At 38.4% G+C, this 16,192-nt stretch carries 14 protein-coding genes; all 14 read left to right on the forward strand.

Features of this window, described 5'->3' with window-relative positions:
- Positions 1-256: 256 nt before the first annotated feature.
- The 14 genes from OQ268_RS07070 to OQ268_RS07135 all read left to right on the forward strand — a co-directional run bounded on the left by OQ268_RS07070 (position 257) and on the right by OQ268_RS07135 (position 16,005).
- Complete coding sequence (locus OQ268_RS07070; RefSeq protein ID WP_265855414.1) at positions 257-805, forward strand: UpxY family transcription antiterminator; 549 nt, start codon at positions 257-259, stop codon at positions 803-805.
- Positions 798-2,096 (forward strand): nucleotide sugar dehydrogenase, encoded by a 1,299-nt coding sequence (locus tag OQ268_RS07075; RefSeq protein ID WP_265855415.1) that lies wholly within the window; start codon positions 798-800, stop codon positions 2,094-2,096. Before OQ268_RS07070 ends, OQ268_RS07075 begins: the two co-directional genes overlap by 8 nt.
- Before the next feature lie 9 nt (positions 2,097-2,105).
- Complete coding sequence (locus OQ268_RS07080) at positions 2,106-3,548, forward strand: lipopolysaccharide biosynthesis protein (RefSeq protein ID WP_265855416.1); 1,443 nt, start codon at positions 2,106-2,108, stop codon at positions 3,546-3,548.
- Positions 3,545-4,702: a DegT/DnrJ/EryC1/StrS family aminotransferase gene (locus OQ268_RS07085; protein ID WP_265855417.1), complete on the forward strand. Its 1,158-nt coding sequence runs from the start codon at positions 3,545-3,547 to the stop codon at positions 4,700-4,702. Before OQ268_RS07080 ends, OQ268_RS07085 begins: the two co-directional genes overlap by 4 nt.
- A gap of 14 nt (positions 4,703-4,716) precedes the next feature.
- Positions 4,717-5,592, forward strand: a complete 876-nt coding sequence (locus OQ268_RS07090; RefSeq protein ID WP_265855418.1) for a glycosyltransferase family 2 protein — start codon at positions 4,717-4,719, stop codon at positions 5,590-5,592.
- A complete protein-coding gene (locus OQ268_RS07095; RefSeq protein ID WP_265855419.1) occupies positions 5,592-6,686 on the forward strand; it encodes a glycosyltransferase family 4 protein in 1,095 nt (364 codons plus the stop codon). The genes OQ268_RS07090 and OQ268_RS07095 overlap by 1 nt, the downstream gene beginning before the upstream one ends.
- Positions 6,683-7,921 (forward strand): O-antigen ligase family protein, encoded by a 1,239-nt coding sequence (locus OQ268_RS07100; protein WP_265855420.1) that lies wholly within the window; start codon positions 6,683-6,685, stop codon positions 7,919-7,921. The genes OQ268_RS07095 and OQ268_RS07100 overlap by 4 nt, the downstream gene beginning before the upstream one ends.
- A 30-nt stretch (positions 7,922-7,951) precedes the next feature.
- Positions 7,952-9,229: a DegT/DnrJ/EryC1/StrS family aminotransferase gene (locus tag OQ268_RS07105; RefSeq protein ID WP_265855421.1), complete on the forward strand. Its 1,278-nt coding sequence runs from the start codon at positions 7,952-7,954 to the stop codon at positions 9,227-9,229.
- A complete protein-coding gene (locus tag OQ268_RS07110; RefSeq protein ID WP_265855422.1) occupies positions 9,226-9,828 on the forward strand; it encodes a sugar transferase in 603 nt (200 codons plus the stop codon). The genes OQ268_RS07105 and OQ268_RS07110 overlap by 4 nt, the downstream gene beginning before the upstream one ends.
- A 3-nt stretch (positions 9,829-9,831) precedes the next feature.
- Positions 9,832-10,935 carry a glycosyltransferase gene (locus tag OQ268_RS07115; protein ID WP_265855423.1) on the forward strand — a complete coding sequence of 368 codons (1,104 nt, stop codon included), beginning with the start codon at positions 9,832-9,834 and terminating at the stop codon, positions 10,933-10,935.
- Between the two features lie 19 nt (positions 10,936-10,954).
- A complete protein-coding gene (gene asnB, locus OQ268_RS07120) occupies positions 10,955-12,799 on the forward strand; it encodes an asparagine synthase (glutamine-hydrolyzing) (RefSeq protein WP_265855424.1) in 1,845 nt (614 codons plus the stop codon).
- Positions 12,800-12,811: 12 nt separating this feature from the next.
- On the forward strand, positions 12,812-13,711 hold the full coding sequence (locus OQ268_RS07125; RefSeq protein WP_265855425.1) for a glucosamine inositolphosphorylceramide transferase family protein: 900 nt from the start codon (positions 12,812-12,814) through the stop codon (positions 13,709-13,711).
- Positions 13,712-13,727: 16 nt separating this feature from the next.
- Positions 13,728-14,804, forward strand: a complete 1,077-nt coding sequence (locus OQ268_RS07130) for a glycosyltransferase (protein WP_265855427.1) — start codon at positions 13,728-13,730, stop codon at positions 14,802-14,804.
- A 109-nt stretch (positions 14,805-14,913) separates the two neighbouring features.
- Entirely contained in the window at positions 14,914-16,005 is a 1,092-nt protein-coding gene (locus OQ268_RS07135) for an NAD-dependent epimerase (RefSeq protein ID WP_265855428.1), read from the forward strand.
- The last annotated feature ends 187 nt before the right edge of the window (positions 16,006-16,192 follow it).

The following is a 16,192-nucleotide window of genomic DNA, read 5'->3' on the forward strand; positions in this document are numbered from 1 at the left end:
ATACAAAGTGGAGATGCCTAAACTATGCATCAGTTTTCCGCTAGCGTTAAGATCAAAAAAACCAAAATACCTATTTGCACTTTTGCCAATAGCTTTTATCCAAATTAAAAACATCATGTAAGTGATATAGCGAAGCTGTATCTGCTGCATACTACTATTACCCAAACCTGTTTAACCACCAACTATCATAACAGCTACTGTAAGTGATATAGCGAAGCTGTAAACAATCCCCTAAATCATCTCTAAAAATCCACAAATGGAATCTATTATTAACATCAAAGCCTCATTCAAAAAAAATTGGTTAGTGATCTATACCCGGCCACGTTGGGAAAAAAAAGTTGACAGATTGCTACAAGAACAAGGTTTCGAATCTTTCTGTCCGGTTAAGCAGGTAGAAAGCCAGTGGGCAGATCGTAAAAAAATGGTCAGTCTACCCTTATTTAATGGTTACGTATTTATTAAAATCAGCGAACGCGATGCTTATAAGGTTCGTTTCACCTTAGGTGTGCTCAACTTTATTAACTATATGGGTAAGCCTGCCATAGTGAGAGATGCTGAAATAGATCAGTTAAAACATATTATGGATAGTTACAGCAGCGTAGAAGTGGTGAGTTTAAATGAAGTATCGCGTGGAGATCGGGTAAGAATAAAAAGTGGTTTATTTCATGATCAGGAAGGTGAAGTTATCCAAATTCAAGGCAAACATGTCCTAATGTCGTTTGATCATCTTGATTGCGCATTGGTTACTAAAGTTCCACTTAACAATCTTGCTTTAACTATAAAAAATCAACAACAATATGTTTAATCCATCAGAGAATTTGAAAATGGCCGTGATTGGTCTTGGCTATGTTGGTTTACCGCTGGCTGTAGAATTTGCAAAAAAACACAAAGTCTTCGGCTTCGATATTCAAGAGCAGCGAATAGCCGAACTTAAAGCAGGTTACGACAATACACTTGAGATTGAGGAACAAGCATTAAATGAGGTGCTTACTTTCGAATGCACCACACTTAAAGGATTGTATTGTACCAATGAACTGGAGAAACTACGTGGATGTTCAGTGTATATTATTACAGTTCCAACGCCGGTGGATAAAAACAATCGACCAGACTTAACGCCCTTAATTAAAGCAAGTGCAACCGTTGCCAAAGTGCTTACACGTGGCGATATCGTGATTTACGAATCAACGGTTTACCCAGGGGTAACCGAAGATGAATGTGTGCCGATTTTGGAAAAAGGATCTGGACTGGTTTTTAACAAAGATTTTTTTGCCGGTTATTCCCCTGAGCGTATCAATCCTGGTGACAAAAACCATACTGTTGCAAATATTTTGAAAATTACTTCTGGCTCTACTCCAGAAGCTGCCGAGCGGATAGATGCGCTTTACCGTTCGGTAATTACGGCTGGTACTTACAAGGCTTCATCCATAAAAGTAGCAGAAGCCGCAAAAGTTATCGAGAATGCCCAACGCGACATCAACATTGCATTTGTGAATGAATTGGCTATGATTTTTAACCAATTGGGGATTAATACTTCAGAAGTTTTAGCGGCTGCCGGTACCAAATGGAACTTTTTAAACTTTAAGCCAGGTTTAGTGGGTGGGCATTGCATTGGTGTGGATCCATACTATCTCGCTCAAAAAGCGCAGGAAGCTGGCTACCATCCAGAAATTATTTTAGCCGGTAGAAGGGTTAACGACGGCATGGGCAAATATGTTGCCGACCAGCTTATTAGGGAAATGATTGCTAAGGATATCCATATTGTTGGGGCTGAAGTGATGGTGCTTGGATTCACTTTCAAAGAAAATTGCCCTGATGTACGCAACACAAAGGTAATAGACATTGTTAGGCGCCTGGAAGAGTACAAAGTAAAAGTTACAATCCACGATCCCTGGGCTAATGAAGTACAAGCTAAACACAACTACGGCGTGATTTGCGAAAATGGCTCTTCTAAAACCAGACAATACGATGCAATTATTCTTGCCGTGGCCCACACTGCCTTTGATAGTTACGATTTACAAAGCCTGCGCAAACCAAACTGCGTAGTTTACGATATAAAATCCGTTCTTCCTCAATCCATGGAAGCAGTTTGTTTATAAGACATCACTATGAGTCTAGTTTATAAAGCTAGGTCTGGTATTATTTGGTCTCTTGGACAGCAGTTTAGTGTTAAGTTCATCAGTCTTTTTATCACCATCATCCTAGCCCGGATTTTAACTCCGGCAGAATTTGGCTTAATTGCCATGCTTGCCATTTTTATTGCAGTTGGCAACTCGTTAATGGATAGTGGGTTAACCTCATCATTAATTAGAACCAGATTAGCAGGCCAGAAAGATTACTCCACTGTTTTTTTTTTTAACCTCATTGGCAGTTTTTCAGTTTACCTTCTTTTATTTCTTTTTGCCCCGTTAATAGCAACTTTTTATAAGCAGCCATCACTCACAAATATTGTTAGGGTCTATGGTTTAACGTTCATCATTAATGCTTTCTTTAGCATTCAGAGTACATTACTTGCTAAGGAGCTCAAATTTAAATTACAAACAGTTATACAGATTCCTGCAGTTTTGGTTGGCGGATGCTTCGGTGTTTATTTAGCAAATAACGGATATGGAACCTGGAGCCTGGTGTGGATGAATTTAATCAACTCCGCAATCTCTACTGCGCTTCATTGGTATTTTTCGTCGTGGAGGCCCATGTTAGTCTTTAGCAAGAAAAGCTTTAAACGGCATTTTCATTTTGGTTATAAAATGACGCTTTCTGGATTGCTGGATACGGTATATCAAAATCTCTATACCATCATTATTGGAAGATATTATGCCGCAGCGCAATTGGGGTTCTATTCCCGGGCAGATAGCTTAAGCCAGTTACCAATTGGTATTATCTCTGCGGCAATTAACAAGGTGGCCTACCCCATGTTTGCAAACATTGCCAATGATGATGTAAAGCTGAAAACGCTTTATAAAAAATTAATGCAACAGGTTTTGTTCTGGAATGCACCAATCCTGATTTTTTTGGCGGTTGTGGCAGAGCCGCTAATCTTGCTTTTACTAACTGATAAATGGTTGCAGGCCGTTCCATATTTTCAAATATTGTGCATAGCCGGTGTTCTTTATCCTGTGCATTCATACAATCTGAATATTTTAAAGGTAAAAGGAAAAAGCGGGCAGTTTCTAAAGCTGGAGATAGTGAAGAAGGTGCTGAGTGTAGTTGGTATTATTTGCGTAATTCCATTTGGAATTATGGGATTGTTATACTTCCAGTTATGTTTTACGGTCTTTGCCTATTACATCAATTCATCATATAGTGGTCGGCTAATTAACTATCCGCTTAAAGAACAGCTTGTTGATGTAATGCCGATTTTATTGCTGGCTGGTATCTTAGGATTGGGGTGTTTTTACCTTGATTATTGGTATCTCGAGACCTACCACGTTAGTAACATTTTTCGAATACTCTGCATTGCAATTATTTACGGCGGATTTTACCTGGGCATCAGCAATGTGGTAAAATTAACAGCCATGGTCGATTTTAAACAATTAATTCTCAAACAATGATTCCTGTAACCAAACCATTTCTGCCTAAACAAGCAGACTTTAAAAGCTATGTAAGTAGCATTTGGGCCAGACAGTGGCTCACCAACAACGGTCCGTTAGTAAATGAGCTTGAAATTAAGTTGCAACAATACCTGAATCTGCCACACCTGCTGTATGTTACAAACGGGACCGTTGCCTTACAGTTGGCAATGGAAGCCCTGAATATAACGGGCGAGGTTATCACTACACCTTTTTCTTTTGTGGCTACAACAAGTACAATTGTTTGGCAAGGCTGTAAGCCAGTTTTTGTCGATATCGATAAGGAAACATTGAATATCGATCCTGATAAAATAGAAGCTGCAATTACCCCAAAAACATCTGCAATATTGGCTACACACGTATTCGGTAACCCGTGTGATGTTGAAGCAATCGATTGTATAGCTAGAAAACATAACCTCAAAGTTATTTACGATGCAGCACATTGTTTCGGCACGGAATACAAAGGCAAATCGATTTTTGCCTACGGAGATATTAGCACCACCAGCTTTCACGCTACGAAACTTTTTCATTCTATAGAAGGAGGGGCAGTATTTACACAAAATCCCGACCTGCTTAAGAAAATGGCCATCATGAGAAACTTCGGCTACAGCGGCGTAGATACTTTTTCTGAGGTTGGTACCAATGCCAAAAATTCTGAGTTTCATGCTGCCATGGGGCTGTGTAACCTTAAAGAAATCGAGCAGATATTAAGGCGGCGAAAAGAACAGTCTGAACACTATATGATGAGACTGCATAAAATTGATGCTCAATTTCAGCTGATCCAGAAGGAGACAACCTTTAATTATGCCTATTTCCCTGTAATTTTTCCATCAGAAGAATTAATGCTGGAATGTAAAAAGCAACTTGAAATGGTGCAGGTTTATTGCAGAAGATACTTCTATCCTTCACTTTCTGCCCTGCCATATATTGATAAGGTAAGTATGCCCATTTGCGATAGTATCGCCAAAAGAATTATGTGCTTGCCACTATACCACACCCTTACTCATGCCGATCAGGATCTGGTAGTAAGGATTATTTTAAGAACTCAAAATTACAGCAAAAAACCAGTGGTTAAGTTGGCAGATTATGGTGCCTTAATTAACAATAATTTAGGGATGGTTGTAAACGGAAATTAATTACGATGCTAAATATGGAACAGAAACAGGAAGATATTTTAGTCAGTATCTTTTGCATTACATATAACCACAGCAAATTTATCGGCAAAGCAATCGAAGGGTTTTTAATGCAAAAATGCAATTTTAAAACTGAGATCATTATCGGCGATGATTGCTCCACTGATGGTACTACGCAGATTATTGATGACTATGTAGCTAAATATCCTGGCAGAATTAAGCGATTAATTTACCCGAGGAATATTGGTGCCACACAAAATGTAATCCGTGTGGCGCTCGAAACCAAGGGCAAATATGTTGCCACATGCGATGGCGATGATTATTGGATCGATCCATATAAGTTGCAGAAACAAGTAGATTTCTTGGAAAAGCACCCAGACTATGTCATGTGCTGTCATTACACAAAAGAAATTAATTATGACGAAACGGAATTGATTTACATGGATTTTAATCCCGTGCCGCTTGAATATAGTTTTAGTGATTTAATTGTAAATAAGCAGACAGAAACTTGTACAGCCACTATCGTTTACCGTAATGTTGATGAAATCAGGCAACTATACCAGAACGATTGGTTTTTAAAATGCCATGCCTGCGATAAGTTTTTAAAACTCTATTCTACCTGGGCAACAGGTAAGAAAATTTATGTTCTACCAGAGGTGATGAGCTGTTATAGGAGGCATCCCGGAGGCGTTTGGAGCCCGGTGGCCTATGTGCCTTTGAAAAAAATGCAGCTCAGCGATTTCTATATCATTTTGAAAATATTCACTTACACACTACCCCAAAAGCTAAAATTATTGTATTTCTATTTCAAAAAATACTTTGTTTTTGAAGTGAAACATAATCGGGCAAGCAATGCCTTCCAAACCATTAAAACCATCGTCACGCTATCCTAATGGCAAAGAAAATTTTTTTTGTAATCAATAGTCTCGAAGGTGGAGGCGCAGAACGAGTCATCAGTAATCTATCTAACAGTTTTAGTAAGAAGAATTACAAGGTGAGCATACTGTGTTTAAATACTGCCGCTGTTAAATACGAGGTTGATGAACACATCAACATAATAAACTTGGTAAAACGCAAAAGCAACACAAACACCTTAAATAGAATCAAATATGCATGGTTAACATTTTACAGGTTGCTTAAGATACTGCATAAAGAAAAACCAGCATGCACCATTTCGTTTATGACTTCAGCAAACCTTTACTCGGGCTTTTGCTGCCTTTTATTAGGTTTACCATATCTGGTTTCTGAACGTACAACACCAGACGATACCATCAATAAATACAATCGATTCTTCCAATGGTTCTCTTTTACGGTTTACCGTAAAGCTAAAGCAATCGTTTTGCCCGCAAGAGGAATGGGAGTTGGTTTTAAAAGGAACATGTTATTTCAACGTCTTCAAAATTTTACTACAATAAATAATCCTATCCATGCATTTAAAAGGCCATCGTACCAAATGGTGCACTCCGAACGTTTTATATTAGCCGTTGGCAGGTTAGATTACCAAAAGGGTTTTGATATTTTGATCGATGCTTATGACAAACTTGGCCTTAAGAATGTAGCCCTGCTGATCTCGGGTGAAGGGCCGGAAAGGAAAAACCTCGAAAGTCAAATTGCTGCATTAGGTCTGCAACATCGGGTATTGCTAATTGGATTTAAATCTAATCTCCAAGACTATTATGCGCAAGCAGAATTGTTCGTATTGTCTTCGAGGAATGAAGGCTATCCTAATGCGCTAGTAGAAGCAATGGGTTCTGGCTGTGCTTGCGTAGCAGTAGATTGTGAATTTGGTCCATCAGAAATTATCGAGCATAATGTAAATGGAATCTTAGTAAAGCACGGAGATACACAAGCACTTTCGTTAGCGATAGCTAAGTTACTCGACAGCAAATCATTGAAAGCGAAATTTTCCAATAACGCAAAACAAATCAACCATACCAATTCAATTGAACAGATTACCCTCAACTGGGAAAATTTAATCTTCTCATGATTAATCGATTAACGCTTCTGTTTTTGTTGTTCATGTTCATTTACGTAACAACATTCAATATCTTCATGACAGGTATTTTCAGAATTCCTGCCCCGGTAGTGTTTTTAGCACCGCTGATATATTTTTACAGGGAATTGCCTGCAAAATTTACTTACGGTAGAGCGCTGGTAATTTTTTTTATTGCTGGCTTTGTCTTTTATGCGGCTGCTCAATCAGAAATAGCCAGTTTTTTTTCACTCATGATCGTGGTATCCTCTTATGCACTCTACTTCAATTTTGTGGTAGGTAACAATATCCAGCGATTACGAATTTCGGTAAGCATATTCATTTCATTATTGGTGTTCTCCGGTATCATCATGCTGGTAGATCACCAGGTAAATGTGGCGCCTATCAGGTCTCTATTGGTTATGGATGATGTATTGCAAGCGCCATCCGGTATATCAGTTACCATTTTCACATTTGGATACCAGATGGCAGCAGTTACACCATTTATTGTAGTAGCAGCCTTAATATTTAAAAGGAACTGGCTTGTTGTTTTGGCCGCAAGCGGTTTGGCAGGTGCCTTCATATTTCTGGGTATGCAACGGTCGGTTTTAGTAGCATTCGGTGTTGCAGTTGGTGCCTTTGTGCTCTTTTACTATCGAGGTAAATCAATCTTGATTGCTGGCGCTTTCGCATTAATGTTTATTATGGTGCAAGGAACAGTAGAGCAGTTCTCTGAAGGAAAAAATAATAAGAACATACTAAACAAAAACGTTGAGAATGCTAAAGGTAAAGAGGAGCGTGGTGATTTAATGGGTGAGAATTTGGAAATTATTTCTAACTATCCACTAGGACTCATGTTCTATAACAAAACCTGGAATGATGTAGTACAACACAATTACGTTTACAAAAAAGGGCCCATTGTAATTACCTCGCACAATGCCTATCTCATGTTCATTACTTACCTGGGCCCGTTGCTAGCATTCATTTTATTGCTATTACTGTATTTTAAAGTGGGAAAAATTATCATCCACGCCTTTTTAAATATACGAGCAGAAAATAATGCACTGTTAGCTTGTTTGTCTGTAGCGTTTGTTTCCATATCTGTTAATTCATTATTCCATAATGAGTGGCTTTTAGCTGTAAGCGGGCCGACATTATTTCTATATTTTTCGATACTGCAACTTGCGAAAATTCAGGATCACGAACGCATCACTTCTGAAGAAAACCAAGTAAGTACATCTATCAGCTAATATCTGAATCAAACCTATTAATTATTTTTTATGAATATCCCATTCTCACCACCGTTTATCGATCAATCGGTTATTGATCAGGTTCTGGAAACCTTAAAAAACAATTGGATCACAACTGGTCCGAAAGTTAAGGCATTGGAAGATGAAGTACGAATGCTAACCGGATCTGATGCAGTTGTATGTGTTAATTCGTGGACCTCAGGCGCAATGTTGATGATGAAATGGTTTGGCATCAAACCGGGAGACGAGGTGATCGTTCCTGCATATACCTATTGCGCAACAGCGTTAAGTGTTTTGCATTGTGGCGCTATTCCCGTGATGGTAGACGTTCTGGATGATTTCAACATCGATCCGGAGAAAGTTAAAGCTGCCATTACCACAAAAACGAAAGCCATTATTAGCGTTGACATTGCAGGTTGGCCTTGCGACTTCAATGCCCTTAGAGAGATTGTGAACGATCAGGCAGTCATGAAAATGTTTAAACCCGAAAGCACCAAGCAGACAATGCTCAATAGGATTCTTTTAATCTCAGATGCGGCACATTCTATCGGAAGTACATATTGTGGTAAACCAGCTGCTGTAAACTGCGATCTTACTATCTTTTCATTTCATGCTGTAAAAAATATTACAACCGCAGAGGGGGGCGCAATATGTTTAAATTTACCTCAACAATTTAATCCGGAAGAAGAATACAAATATTTGAAAATGTACACTTTAAACGGACAGAACAAAGATGCACTTGCCAAATCAAGAGGAGGGGGCTGGCGTTACGATATTCTTTTCCCTGGCCTCAAAATCAACATGCCAGATATTTGTGCCGCCATTGGCTTGGCACAGATCAAAAAATACAACAACAGTTTGTTGCCGCAACGCAAACACGTGGCAGAAATGTATTGTAAGGGCTTCGAAGATAAAGACTGGTTCATTCTACCGCCATTAAAAAATACCGACAGAGAAACTTGCTATCATTTATTTCCACTACGGGTTAAAGGCTTAACAGAAGCGCAAAGAGATCAGGTTATAGATGACTTAGCTGCTTTAGGCGTAGCTGCGAATGTACATTTCATACCAATGCCTATGTTAACCTATTTTAAGGAGTTAGGTTATGACATAGCAAACTACCCAAGGGCATTTGAAAATTATGTTCACGAGATTTCACTACCAATATATCCTCAACTCACCCAGAATGAAATTGAATTTATTATAAGTTCCGTAATCAACTGTGTGGAAATTCTGCTTAATCAAGTTAGTGATTTAGGAGAAGAAGTTTATGTTAAACCACTTATACAAATGGCTGTTGCATCATGAAGATAGATAGTAAAAGAGTATTTGACATCACATTCGCGATATTTGGATTGATTCTTCTGTCGCCACTCTTCATCTTAATAGCACTTCTAATTGCTATCGATTCTAGGGGACCAATCGTGTTTAAACAATTGCGTGTTGGTAAAAACATGCGAGATTTCCATCTTGTAAAATTTCGGACAATGTATGTTCAAAAGCAAGTAGGGAGCCTGTTAACCATTGGTAATACAGACAGCCGGATTACCCGAATCGGTTACTGGCTTAGGAAGTATAAACTTGATGAACTACCTCAACTTCTAAATGTATTAAAAGGGCAAATGAGTTTTGTTGGCCCAAGGCCCGAGGTTAGGAAATATGTAAATCTTTACAATGATGAGCAACGCTATGTCTTATCGGTCAAACCAGGAATTACAGATTGGGCTTCAGTAGAATTTTGTAATGAAAACGAGTTGCTGAAACATGCCGAGGATCCGGAAGCGTATTATATTGAGCGAATTATTCCCGCAAAAATTGAACAGAATATGCGCTATATCTATAAGCACGATATCCGCACAGATTTTAAAATTATTTGGCTAACCATTAACAGAATTGTAATTAACTAACCCATGAACGCGTTACGAAATACAAACCCCGAAGCGTTTTATGCGCAAAAGAAGAAAGTATTTTTTGTTTTAAGCTCTCTGGCCTCTGGTGGTTCTGAACGGGTTTTCTGGAACCTGGCGCAGGGTTTCGACAAAGACAAGTTTGCCATCACAATTGTTATCCTGGATTCTACTGTTAACTGTTTTACAATGGATTTACCAGATGTGAGGTTCATTGATTTAAAAACCAAGAAAGCTTCGAAATCATTTTTTGCGCTCCACAGGGTATTAAAAGATGAAGCACCATACGCCGTATTTTCCACTACTGACCATATTAACATTTTAGTTTCATTAGTTGGGCGGTTTCTGAATATACCAATGCTGATTGCTAGAGCATCGAATATCCCTCATGAACAACGTTTGTTTGAAGGATTCAAATCGAGGTTTTATGAACTTTTTACTAGCATGAGCTACCGTGGTTACAAACAAATTGTTTGTCAATCAGAAGAAATGAAACAATCTTTGATCAAAACCTATAACGTAGACCATCAGGCTATTACGGTAATCCCTAACCCCGTATTGCCTACCGCACAGATTAAGGTGCCTAAGCCGCAACCCAAAGTATATAAATTACTAATTGTTGCCAGGTTTGCGCTAGAAAAAGGGCTAGACAGGATGGTCGATATCATGGCTATGCTCCCCGAGAATTACCACCTCAATTTTGTTGGAACGGGGGTGTTGAAGGGTAAGATTATGCAAAAGGTGAATGACATGGGATTGAGATCAAGAATTTCCTTCCTTGGAGAGATTAAGAATATCCACCAGGTTATGGCAGAACATGATCTAATGGTACTAAGCTCACATACAGAAGGTTTTCCAAACGTGGTGTTAGAAGCACTTACTGTTGGACTCCCCGTAGTAACTTTTAAAGTGAGCGGCATCCCAGGTTTAATTGTAGATGGTTTTAATGGCTACGTTATCAAACAAGGCGACCTAAATAACTTTAAAGAAAAGGTAATTGCAGCCTGTACACAAACCCATTGGGATGCCCTTAAAATCAGGCAGAATGTATATCAAAAATGTGCGCTCGATAAAATTAGTGTACGTTACGAAGAACTCATCAATTAATCAAATTAAGCTCTAAATTATGTGTGGAATATACGGCTCAACCATCCAATACGGTGATGAAATAGTTCGCGAAAAAATGGCCAGAATCAATTTTCGAGGTCCGGACTTTACGGGAATAACCCGTTATGATAAAGTAATTTTTGCCCATAATAGATTGGCAATTATCGATTTAGATCCCCGCTCTAACCAACCTTTTTCCTATATGCACCTGCGCATTGTGTTCAATGGTGAAGTGTACAATTATCAAGATATTAGAAGGGAGTTGGTGCAAAAAGGTTATAAGTTTAATACAAGCTCTGATACAGAAGTAATTTGTGCAGCTTACCTTGAATATGGTAATGATTGCGTTAATCGATTTAACGGGATGTTCGCTTTTGTGATCTACGATACCTATAAAGGTATTTTATTTGGCGCCAGAGATAGGTTTGGTAAAAAGCCGTTTTACTATGCATTAGATGCGTATGGTTTGGAGTTTGCCAGTCAGCCTTCGCAAATCAGCATTGGAAGAAAGCTTAATATAGATGAAGATGCCATAAGCCAATACTTGATTTGGGGATACGTTCCCCAGCCTCAGTCGATTTGGGATGAGGTGAAACAACTTCCAGCAGCACATGCTTTTACCTACGATTTATTAAACAAAAAATTTAAGGTTCATGAATATTGGACATTGGATTATTGTTGGAAAGAGAAATTTACTGGTTCTTACGATGAGGCAAAAAATAGCTTATCGCAAATTCTTGCTGATTCGGTTAAGATTAGGATGAATGCAGATGTGCCACTGGGTGTATTTCTATCTGGTGGAATAGATTCTTCATTGATTGCGGCGATGGCCACCAAAGAGATTGATCATGTTAAAACCTTCTCGATAAAATTTAATGAAAAAGGTTTCGATGAAAGTGTTTATGCCGAACAAGTTGCCAGGCATTTAGGTACAGATCACCATACCATTGAATGCAACTATGATGATGGCATCGAACTCATTGAGAACTTTAATAGATACTACGATGAACCGTTTGCAGATTCGAGTGCTATACCAACGATGCTGTTGAGTAAACATACACGTAAACATGTCACTGTTGCATTAAGTGGCGATGCCGGCGATGAAGCATTTTTAGGATACCATCGTTATAAGTGGATAAAACAAGTGAACAATTTGTTTTATGCGCCACACGCCGTTCGAAAAGCATTAGGGAGCATCATAAACCAGTCGCCAAGCTACCGCCATAAACTCATTGCAATGGGTATTGCAATGGAAGATGTAGAGAAGCTTTATGTGAAAATGTTTGGCAATATGGAGAACTCTTGGGTAAAGCAGCCCGATCTGGCTAAGCACAACCCATTGATGCATGTACTAAAAAACCCATCGAAACCATTACTCGAACGAATTTCCGATTTTGATATTAAGACTTATCTCAATGGGGACATCAATACGAAAGTAGATCGAGCATCTATGGCGTTTTCGTTAGAATCGAGATGTCCTCTGATGGATTATCGGGTGATTGAATTCGCCAGAAGTTTACCCACCGCCTACAAATACAACAGCGGTAACCAGAAAAGAATACTAAAAGACCTGCTTTTTGAGCATGTACCCGCTAAGATGTTCGACAGGCCAAAGGCGGGATTTACCATGCCCTTTCAGCATTGGTTTAGAAACGAGTTGAGATCGTACGTGATGGATAATCTATCGTCAGACAATCTTAAAAACATTCCTGGCATCCATATAAAACGTACCCAGGAAATTATCAACGAGCACATGTCTGGTCAGTGGAATCGTTATCCGCAGATATGGAAATTGCTGGTGCTGTCGCAATGGCTAAATAAAAATAAAAGCAGCGTAAAAAATGAGGCTCTTCTTGCCGTTTAACCTGATGATACTATGCTAGGGCTTGCAGCTAATCTGTTTAATAAATTGTTTACTGCAGATAAATGGAATATTGGTTATGTCTACCAATCGCAAGAAGAACTGATATCTACCAGAAAGTTAGATTCCCAGATAAAATGGCTTGAAGAGGATAACGTTGATTATGCTGCAGATCCTTTCGTTATCGATGTAGATCATAAGCCAAGGATATATTATGAAGAACTGAATTTTTGGAAGGGTAAAGGTGAGATTATGATGATTGATGATTTCACATTTACGAACAAAAAGAGGGTAGAAGGTATTAAACCTGGATCAATTCATTTGTCATACCCTTTTTTAATTAATAGTGGAGGTAAATGCTTTTGTGTGCCAGAGACTGCCGCTTCAAAAGAAATTGCGCTTTATCAGATCGACCAAAAAGATCCAACACAGTTAATTAAGCAGAAAGTTCTCATTGAAGGAGAATCTTTTGTCGATACTTCCATCTTACATCATAACGAACAATACTGGCTATTTACCACTATCTCTGGGAAGCATACTGAATTATATATTTACTACGCTGATGAGCTTGACGGTGAGTACAAACCGCATCAGCTCAATCCAATTCCGGTAGAAAGGCGGGTGTGTAGAGCAGCTGGTGATCTTTTCAAAGTGAATGGAAAAATTTACCGACCTACTCAGAACCCGACAGCCAGATATGGTGGATCTATCATTATAAATGAAATTGTTGAACTCTGTCACAAACACTTTAAAAGCACAGAATTATTCGAACTTATGCCAGATCAAAATTATAACCGTGGCATGCATAATATCAGCTTCGCTAATGGGATAATTGTATTTGATGGGAAGCGAAAAGTCATAAACGCATTGGTTCCGCTTAAAAAATTGGTTAGAAAAATAAGGATGAGGTTCTAATTGTAAGATAAAACTCATGGATATAGACAAATCAAAAATGGTATTTATATCGCTCACCGATGAGCCAAACGGGGCAGAGAATGTATTGCTAATGGCGGCTACTGCGGCAGATGGAGATATGATATTTCTGCGCAAAGGCAAAACAAATAGATTAAAAATTCCGGCAAACGTTAGTGCTCAATACCTTTCTGATAATAGCATTCCTCATGGATTGATGAAGCTGATTCCAAAGTTAGGAAAGATTTCATCATACGAGATCATTATGAGTACCCACCCTTATTTGAATGCGATTTTAGGGATGTTGAAAAGAATGGGTTACATCAGATCAAAATTAATTGCCAGAGAGTGCACTTCTGTATTTACCAGGTTTTCGGGAATAAGAAAATGGACTTATGCCGCTCTTTATAGAATAGGATACCCAGGGGTGAATTTAGTAGTTTGCCAGACAGAAGCGATGAAGGACCAGTTATTGGAACATAACTCTTTCATTGCAGCCCAGAAAATCCTTGTTCAACCAAATCCTATTGATTTTTCCGGCGTGCTGGCAAGATCTAACCAGCAGATTTTGAATGGTGATGCAAACGTGCCATTTATATGTGCTGCAGGGAGATTAATCCCAGAAAAAGGATTTGATATCCTAATTGATGCATTCAAACAATTGAGCATTAAGCACCCGGGGTTAAAATTATTAATCCTTGGAGATGGGAAAGAAAGAGATGCACTAATGGCACGAATTGCCGATAACAACTTAAATGATGAAGTATTCCTGAAAGGTCATATCGATAATCCAGTACCATATTTTAAACATGCAAAACTTTGCGTGGTATCATCTATAAAAGAAGGGTTTCCTAACGTGTTGCTAGAGATGATGGCTGTTAATAGTTCAGTGATTTCTACCTTATGTGCAGGAGGGATAGAAGAAATACCGGGCATCCAAAAAGTACCAGTAAATGATGTACCCAAACTCGCACTTGCCATGGAAAATGCAATAAACCATCAATCAAATAATCAGGGAATAATTTATGAATACCTCAATGCCCGCAAACCTGATTTATTCTGCAAAGCCATTGTAAATACCCTTATCAAAAACTAAGTAATTGTACGGCTAATACGCTACTTGCATTATATGCAAGATGATATTCCCGTGCCCAAATTTTGCACTCCGCGTCAATTTGTAACCGTTTCTCAAAAACTTAAATATTATGAAAATTCTAATTACCGGCACAGCCGGATTTATTGGCTTCCACCTTGCTAAACGTTTATTGGAAAGAGGAGATACCGTAGTCGGTATAGATAACATTAATGATTACTATGATGTTAACCTTAAACATGCCAGATTAAATCAAACTGGTATCAATCATCACAATTTAGCTTACGGAATTCCACAACAAAGCAGTGTATACGGAAATTATACCTTTATTAAAGTTGATATTTGCGACAAGGATGCTTTAGAACATTGCTTCAAAACTTATCAATTTGATGCCGTTTGTAATTTAGCGGCTCAGGCAGGGGTAAGATACAGTTTAACCAATCCAGACGCTTACATTGAAGCCAATATCAAAGGTTTTTTAAATGTGTTAGAATGTAGCAGGCATCATAAAATTGGCCACTTACTGTATGCCAGTTCATCAAGCGTATATGGTTTAAATAAAAGCATGCCGTTTTCTGCGCATGATAATGTTGATCATCCGGTTTCTCTTTATGCTGCTTCGAAAAAAAGTAATGAATTAATGGCACATGCTTACAGCCATTTATTTAACCTGCCAACTACTGCTTTACGTTTCTTTACAGTTTACGGTCCGTGGGGCCGACCAGATATGGCATTATTTTTATTCACCAAAGCCATATTAGACGGCAAGCCAATAGAAGTATTTAATAATGGCGAAATGAGAAGGGACTTTACTTACATCGATGATATTGTTGAAGGGATTGTTCGTGTATTTGATAACCCCGCGACTGCAAACCACAGTTGGGATGCGCAAAACCCTGACCCTGCAACGTCTAAAGCGCCATTTGCTGTCTTTAATATCGGTAGAGGAACACCGGTAAAACTGTTAGATTTTGTTGAAGAAATTGAAAATGAGACCGGTATTTCAGCCCAAAAAGTTTTCATGCCTATGCAGGATGGTGACGTAGCAGAAACAGCTGCAGATATTGAAGATCTTAAAGGGAAGCTAGGATATCAACCCATTGTATCTGTGCAACAAGGTGTAAAGAATTTCGTGAATTGGTTTACAACATTTTACAACTACCAGTCTAAAAACGACGTTATAACACATAAAATAGCGGTTTAGTTTGTCATTAAACTGTAAACATAAGGTAATTGTAAATTTCACATACTGTAATTTAAAGTTTACAAATTGCATTTGTTAAATCTTTGGTTTACAGTGATTGTAAATTTCTTTTAGTCTGATTATTAGGTGTTAATGTAAATTTCCCTGCATTTTTTTAGATATACTCATTTATCGCATATAGCGTTAA

The sequence above is a fragment of the Pedobacter sandarakinus genome (assembly GCF_026240095.1).
Taxonomy (GTDB): Bacteria; Bacteroidota; Bacteroidia; order Sphingobacteriales; family Sphingobacteriaceae; genus Pedobacter; species Pedobacter sandarakinus.

What these genes read in the sequence shown, in the direction of transcription:
- OQ268_RS07090 (WP_265855418.1), top strand. Translation starts at nt 4,717, where the DNA reads ATGGAACAGAAACAGGAAGATATTTTAGTCAGTATCTTTTGCATTACA.
- OQ268_RS07085 (WP_265855417.1), top strand. Translation starts at nt 3,545, where the DNA reads ATGATTCCTGTAACCAAACCATTTCTGCCTAAACAAGCAGACTTTAAA.
- OQ268_RS07070 (WP_265855414.1), top strand. Translation starts at nt 257, where the DNA reads ATGGAATCTATTATTAACATCAAAGCCTCATTCAAAAAAAATTGGTTA.
- OQ268_RS07115 (WP_265855423.1), top strand. Translation starts at nt 9,832, where the DNA reads ATGAACGCGTTACGAAATACAAACCCCGAAGCGTTTTATGCGCAAAAG.
- OQ268_RS07125 (WP_265855425.1), top strand. Translation starts at nt 12,812, where the DNA reads ATGCTAGGGCTTGCAGCTAATCTGTTTAATAAATTGTTTACTGCAGAT.
- OQ268_RS07110 (WP_265855422.1), top strand. Translation starts at nt 9,226, where the DNA reads ATGAAGATAGATAGTAAAAGAGTATTTGACATCACATTCGCGATATTT.
- OQ268_RS07135 (WP_265855428.1), top strand. Translation starts at nt 14,914, where the DNA reads ATGAAAATTCTAATTACCGGCACAGCCGGATTTATTGGCTTCCACCTT.
- asnB (WP_265855424.1), top strand. Translation starts at nt 10,955, where the DNA reads ATGTGTGGAATATACGGCTCAACCATCCAATACGGTGATGAAATAGTT.
- OQ268_RS07095 (WP_265855419.1), top strand. Translation starts at nt 5,592, where the DNA reads ATGGCAAAGAAAATTTTTTTTGTAATCAATAGTCTCGAAGGTGGAGGC.
- OQ268_RS07075 (WP_265855415.1), top strand. Translation starts at nt 798, where the DNA reads ATGTTTAATCCATCAGAGAATTTGAAAATGGCCGTGATTGGTCTTGGC.
- OQ268_RS07100 (WP_265855420.1), top strand. Translation starts at nt 6,683, where the DNA reads ATGATTAATCGATTAACGCTTCTGTTTTTGTTGTTCATGTTCATTTAC.
- OQ268_RS07105 (WP_265855421.1), top strand. Translation starts at nt 7,952, where the DNA reads ATGAATATCCCATTCTCACCACCGTTTATCGATCAATCGGTTATTGAT.
- OQ268_RS07130 (WP_265855427.1), top strand. Translation starts at nt 13,728, where the DNA reads ATGGATATAGACAAATCAAAAATGGTATTTATATCGCTCACCGATGAG.
- OQ268_RS07080 (WP_265855416.1), top strand. Translation starts at nt 2,106, where the DNA reads ATGAGTCTAGTTTATAAAGCTAGGTCTGGTATTATTTGGTCTCTTGGA.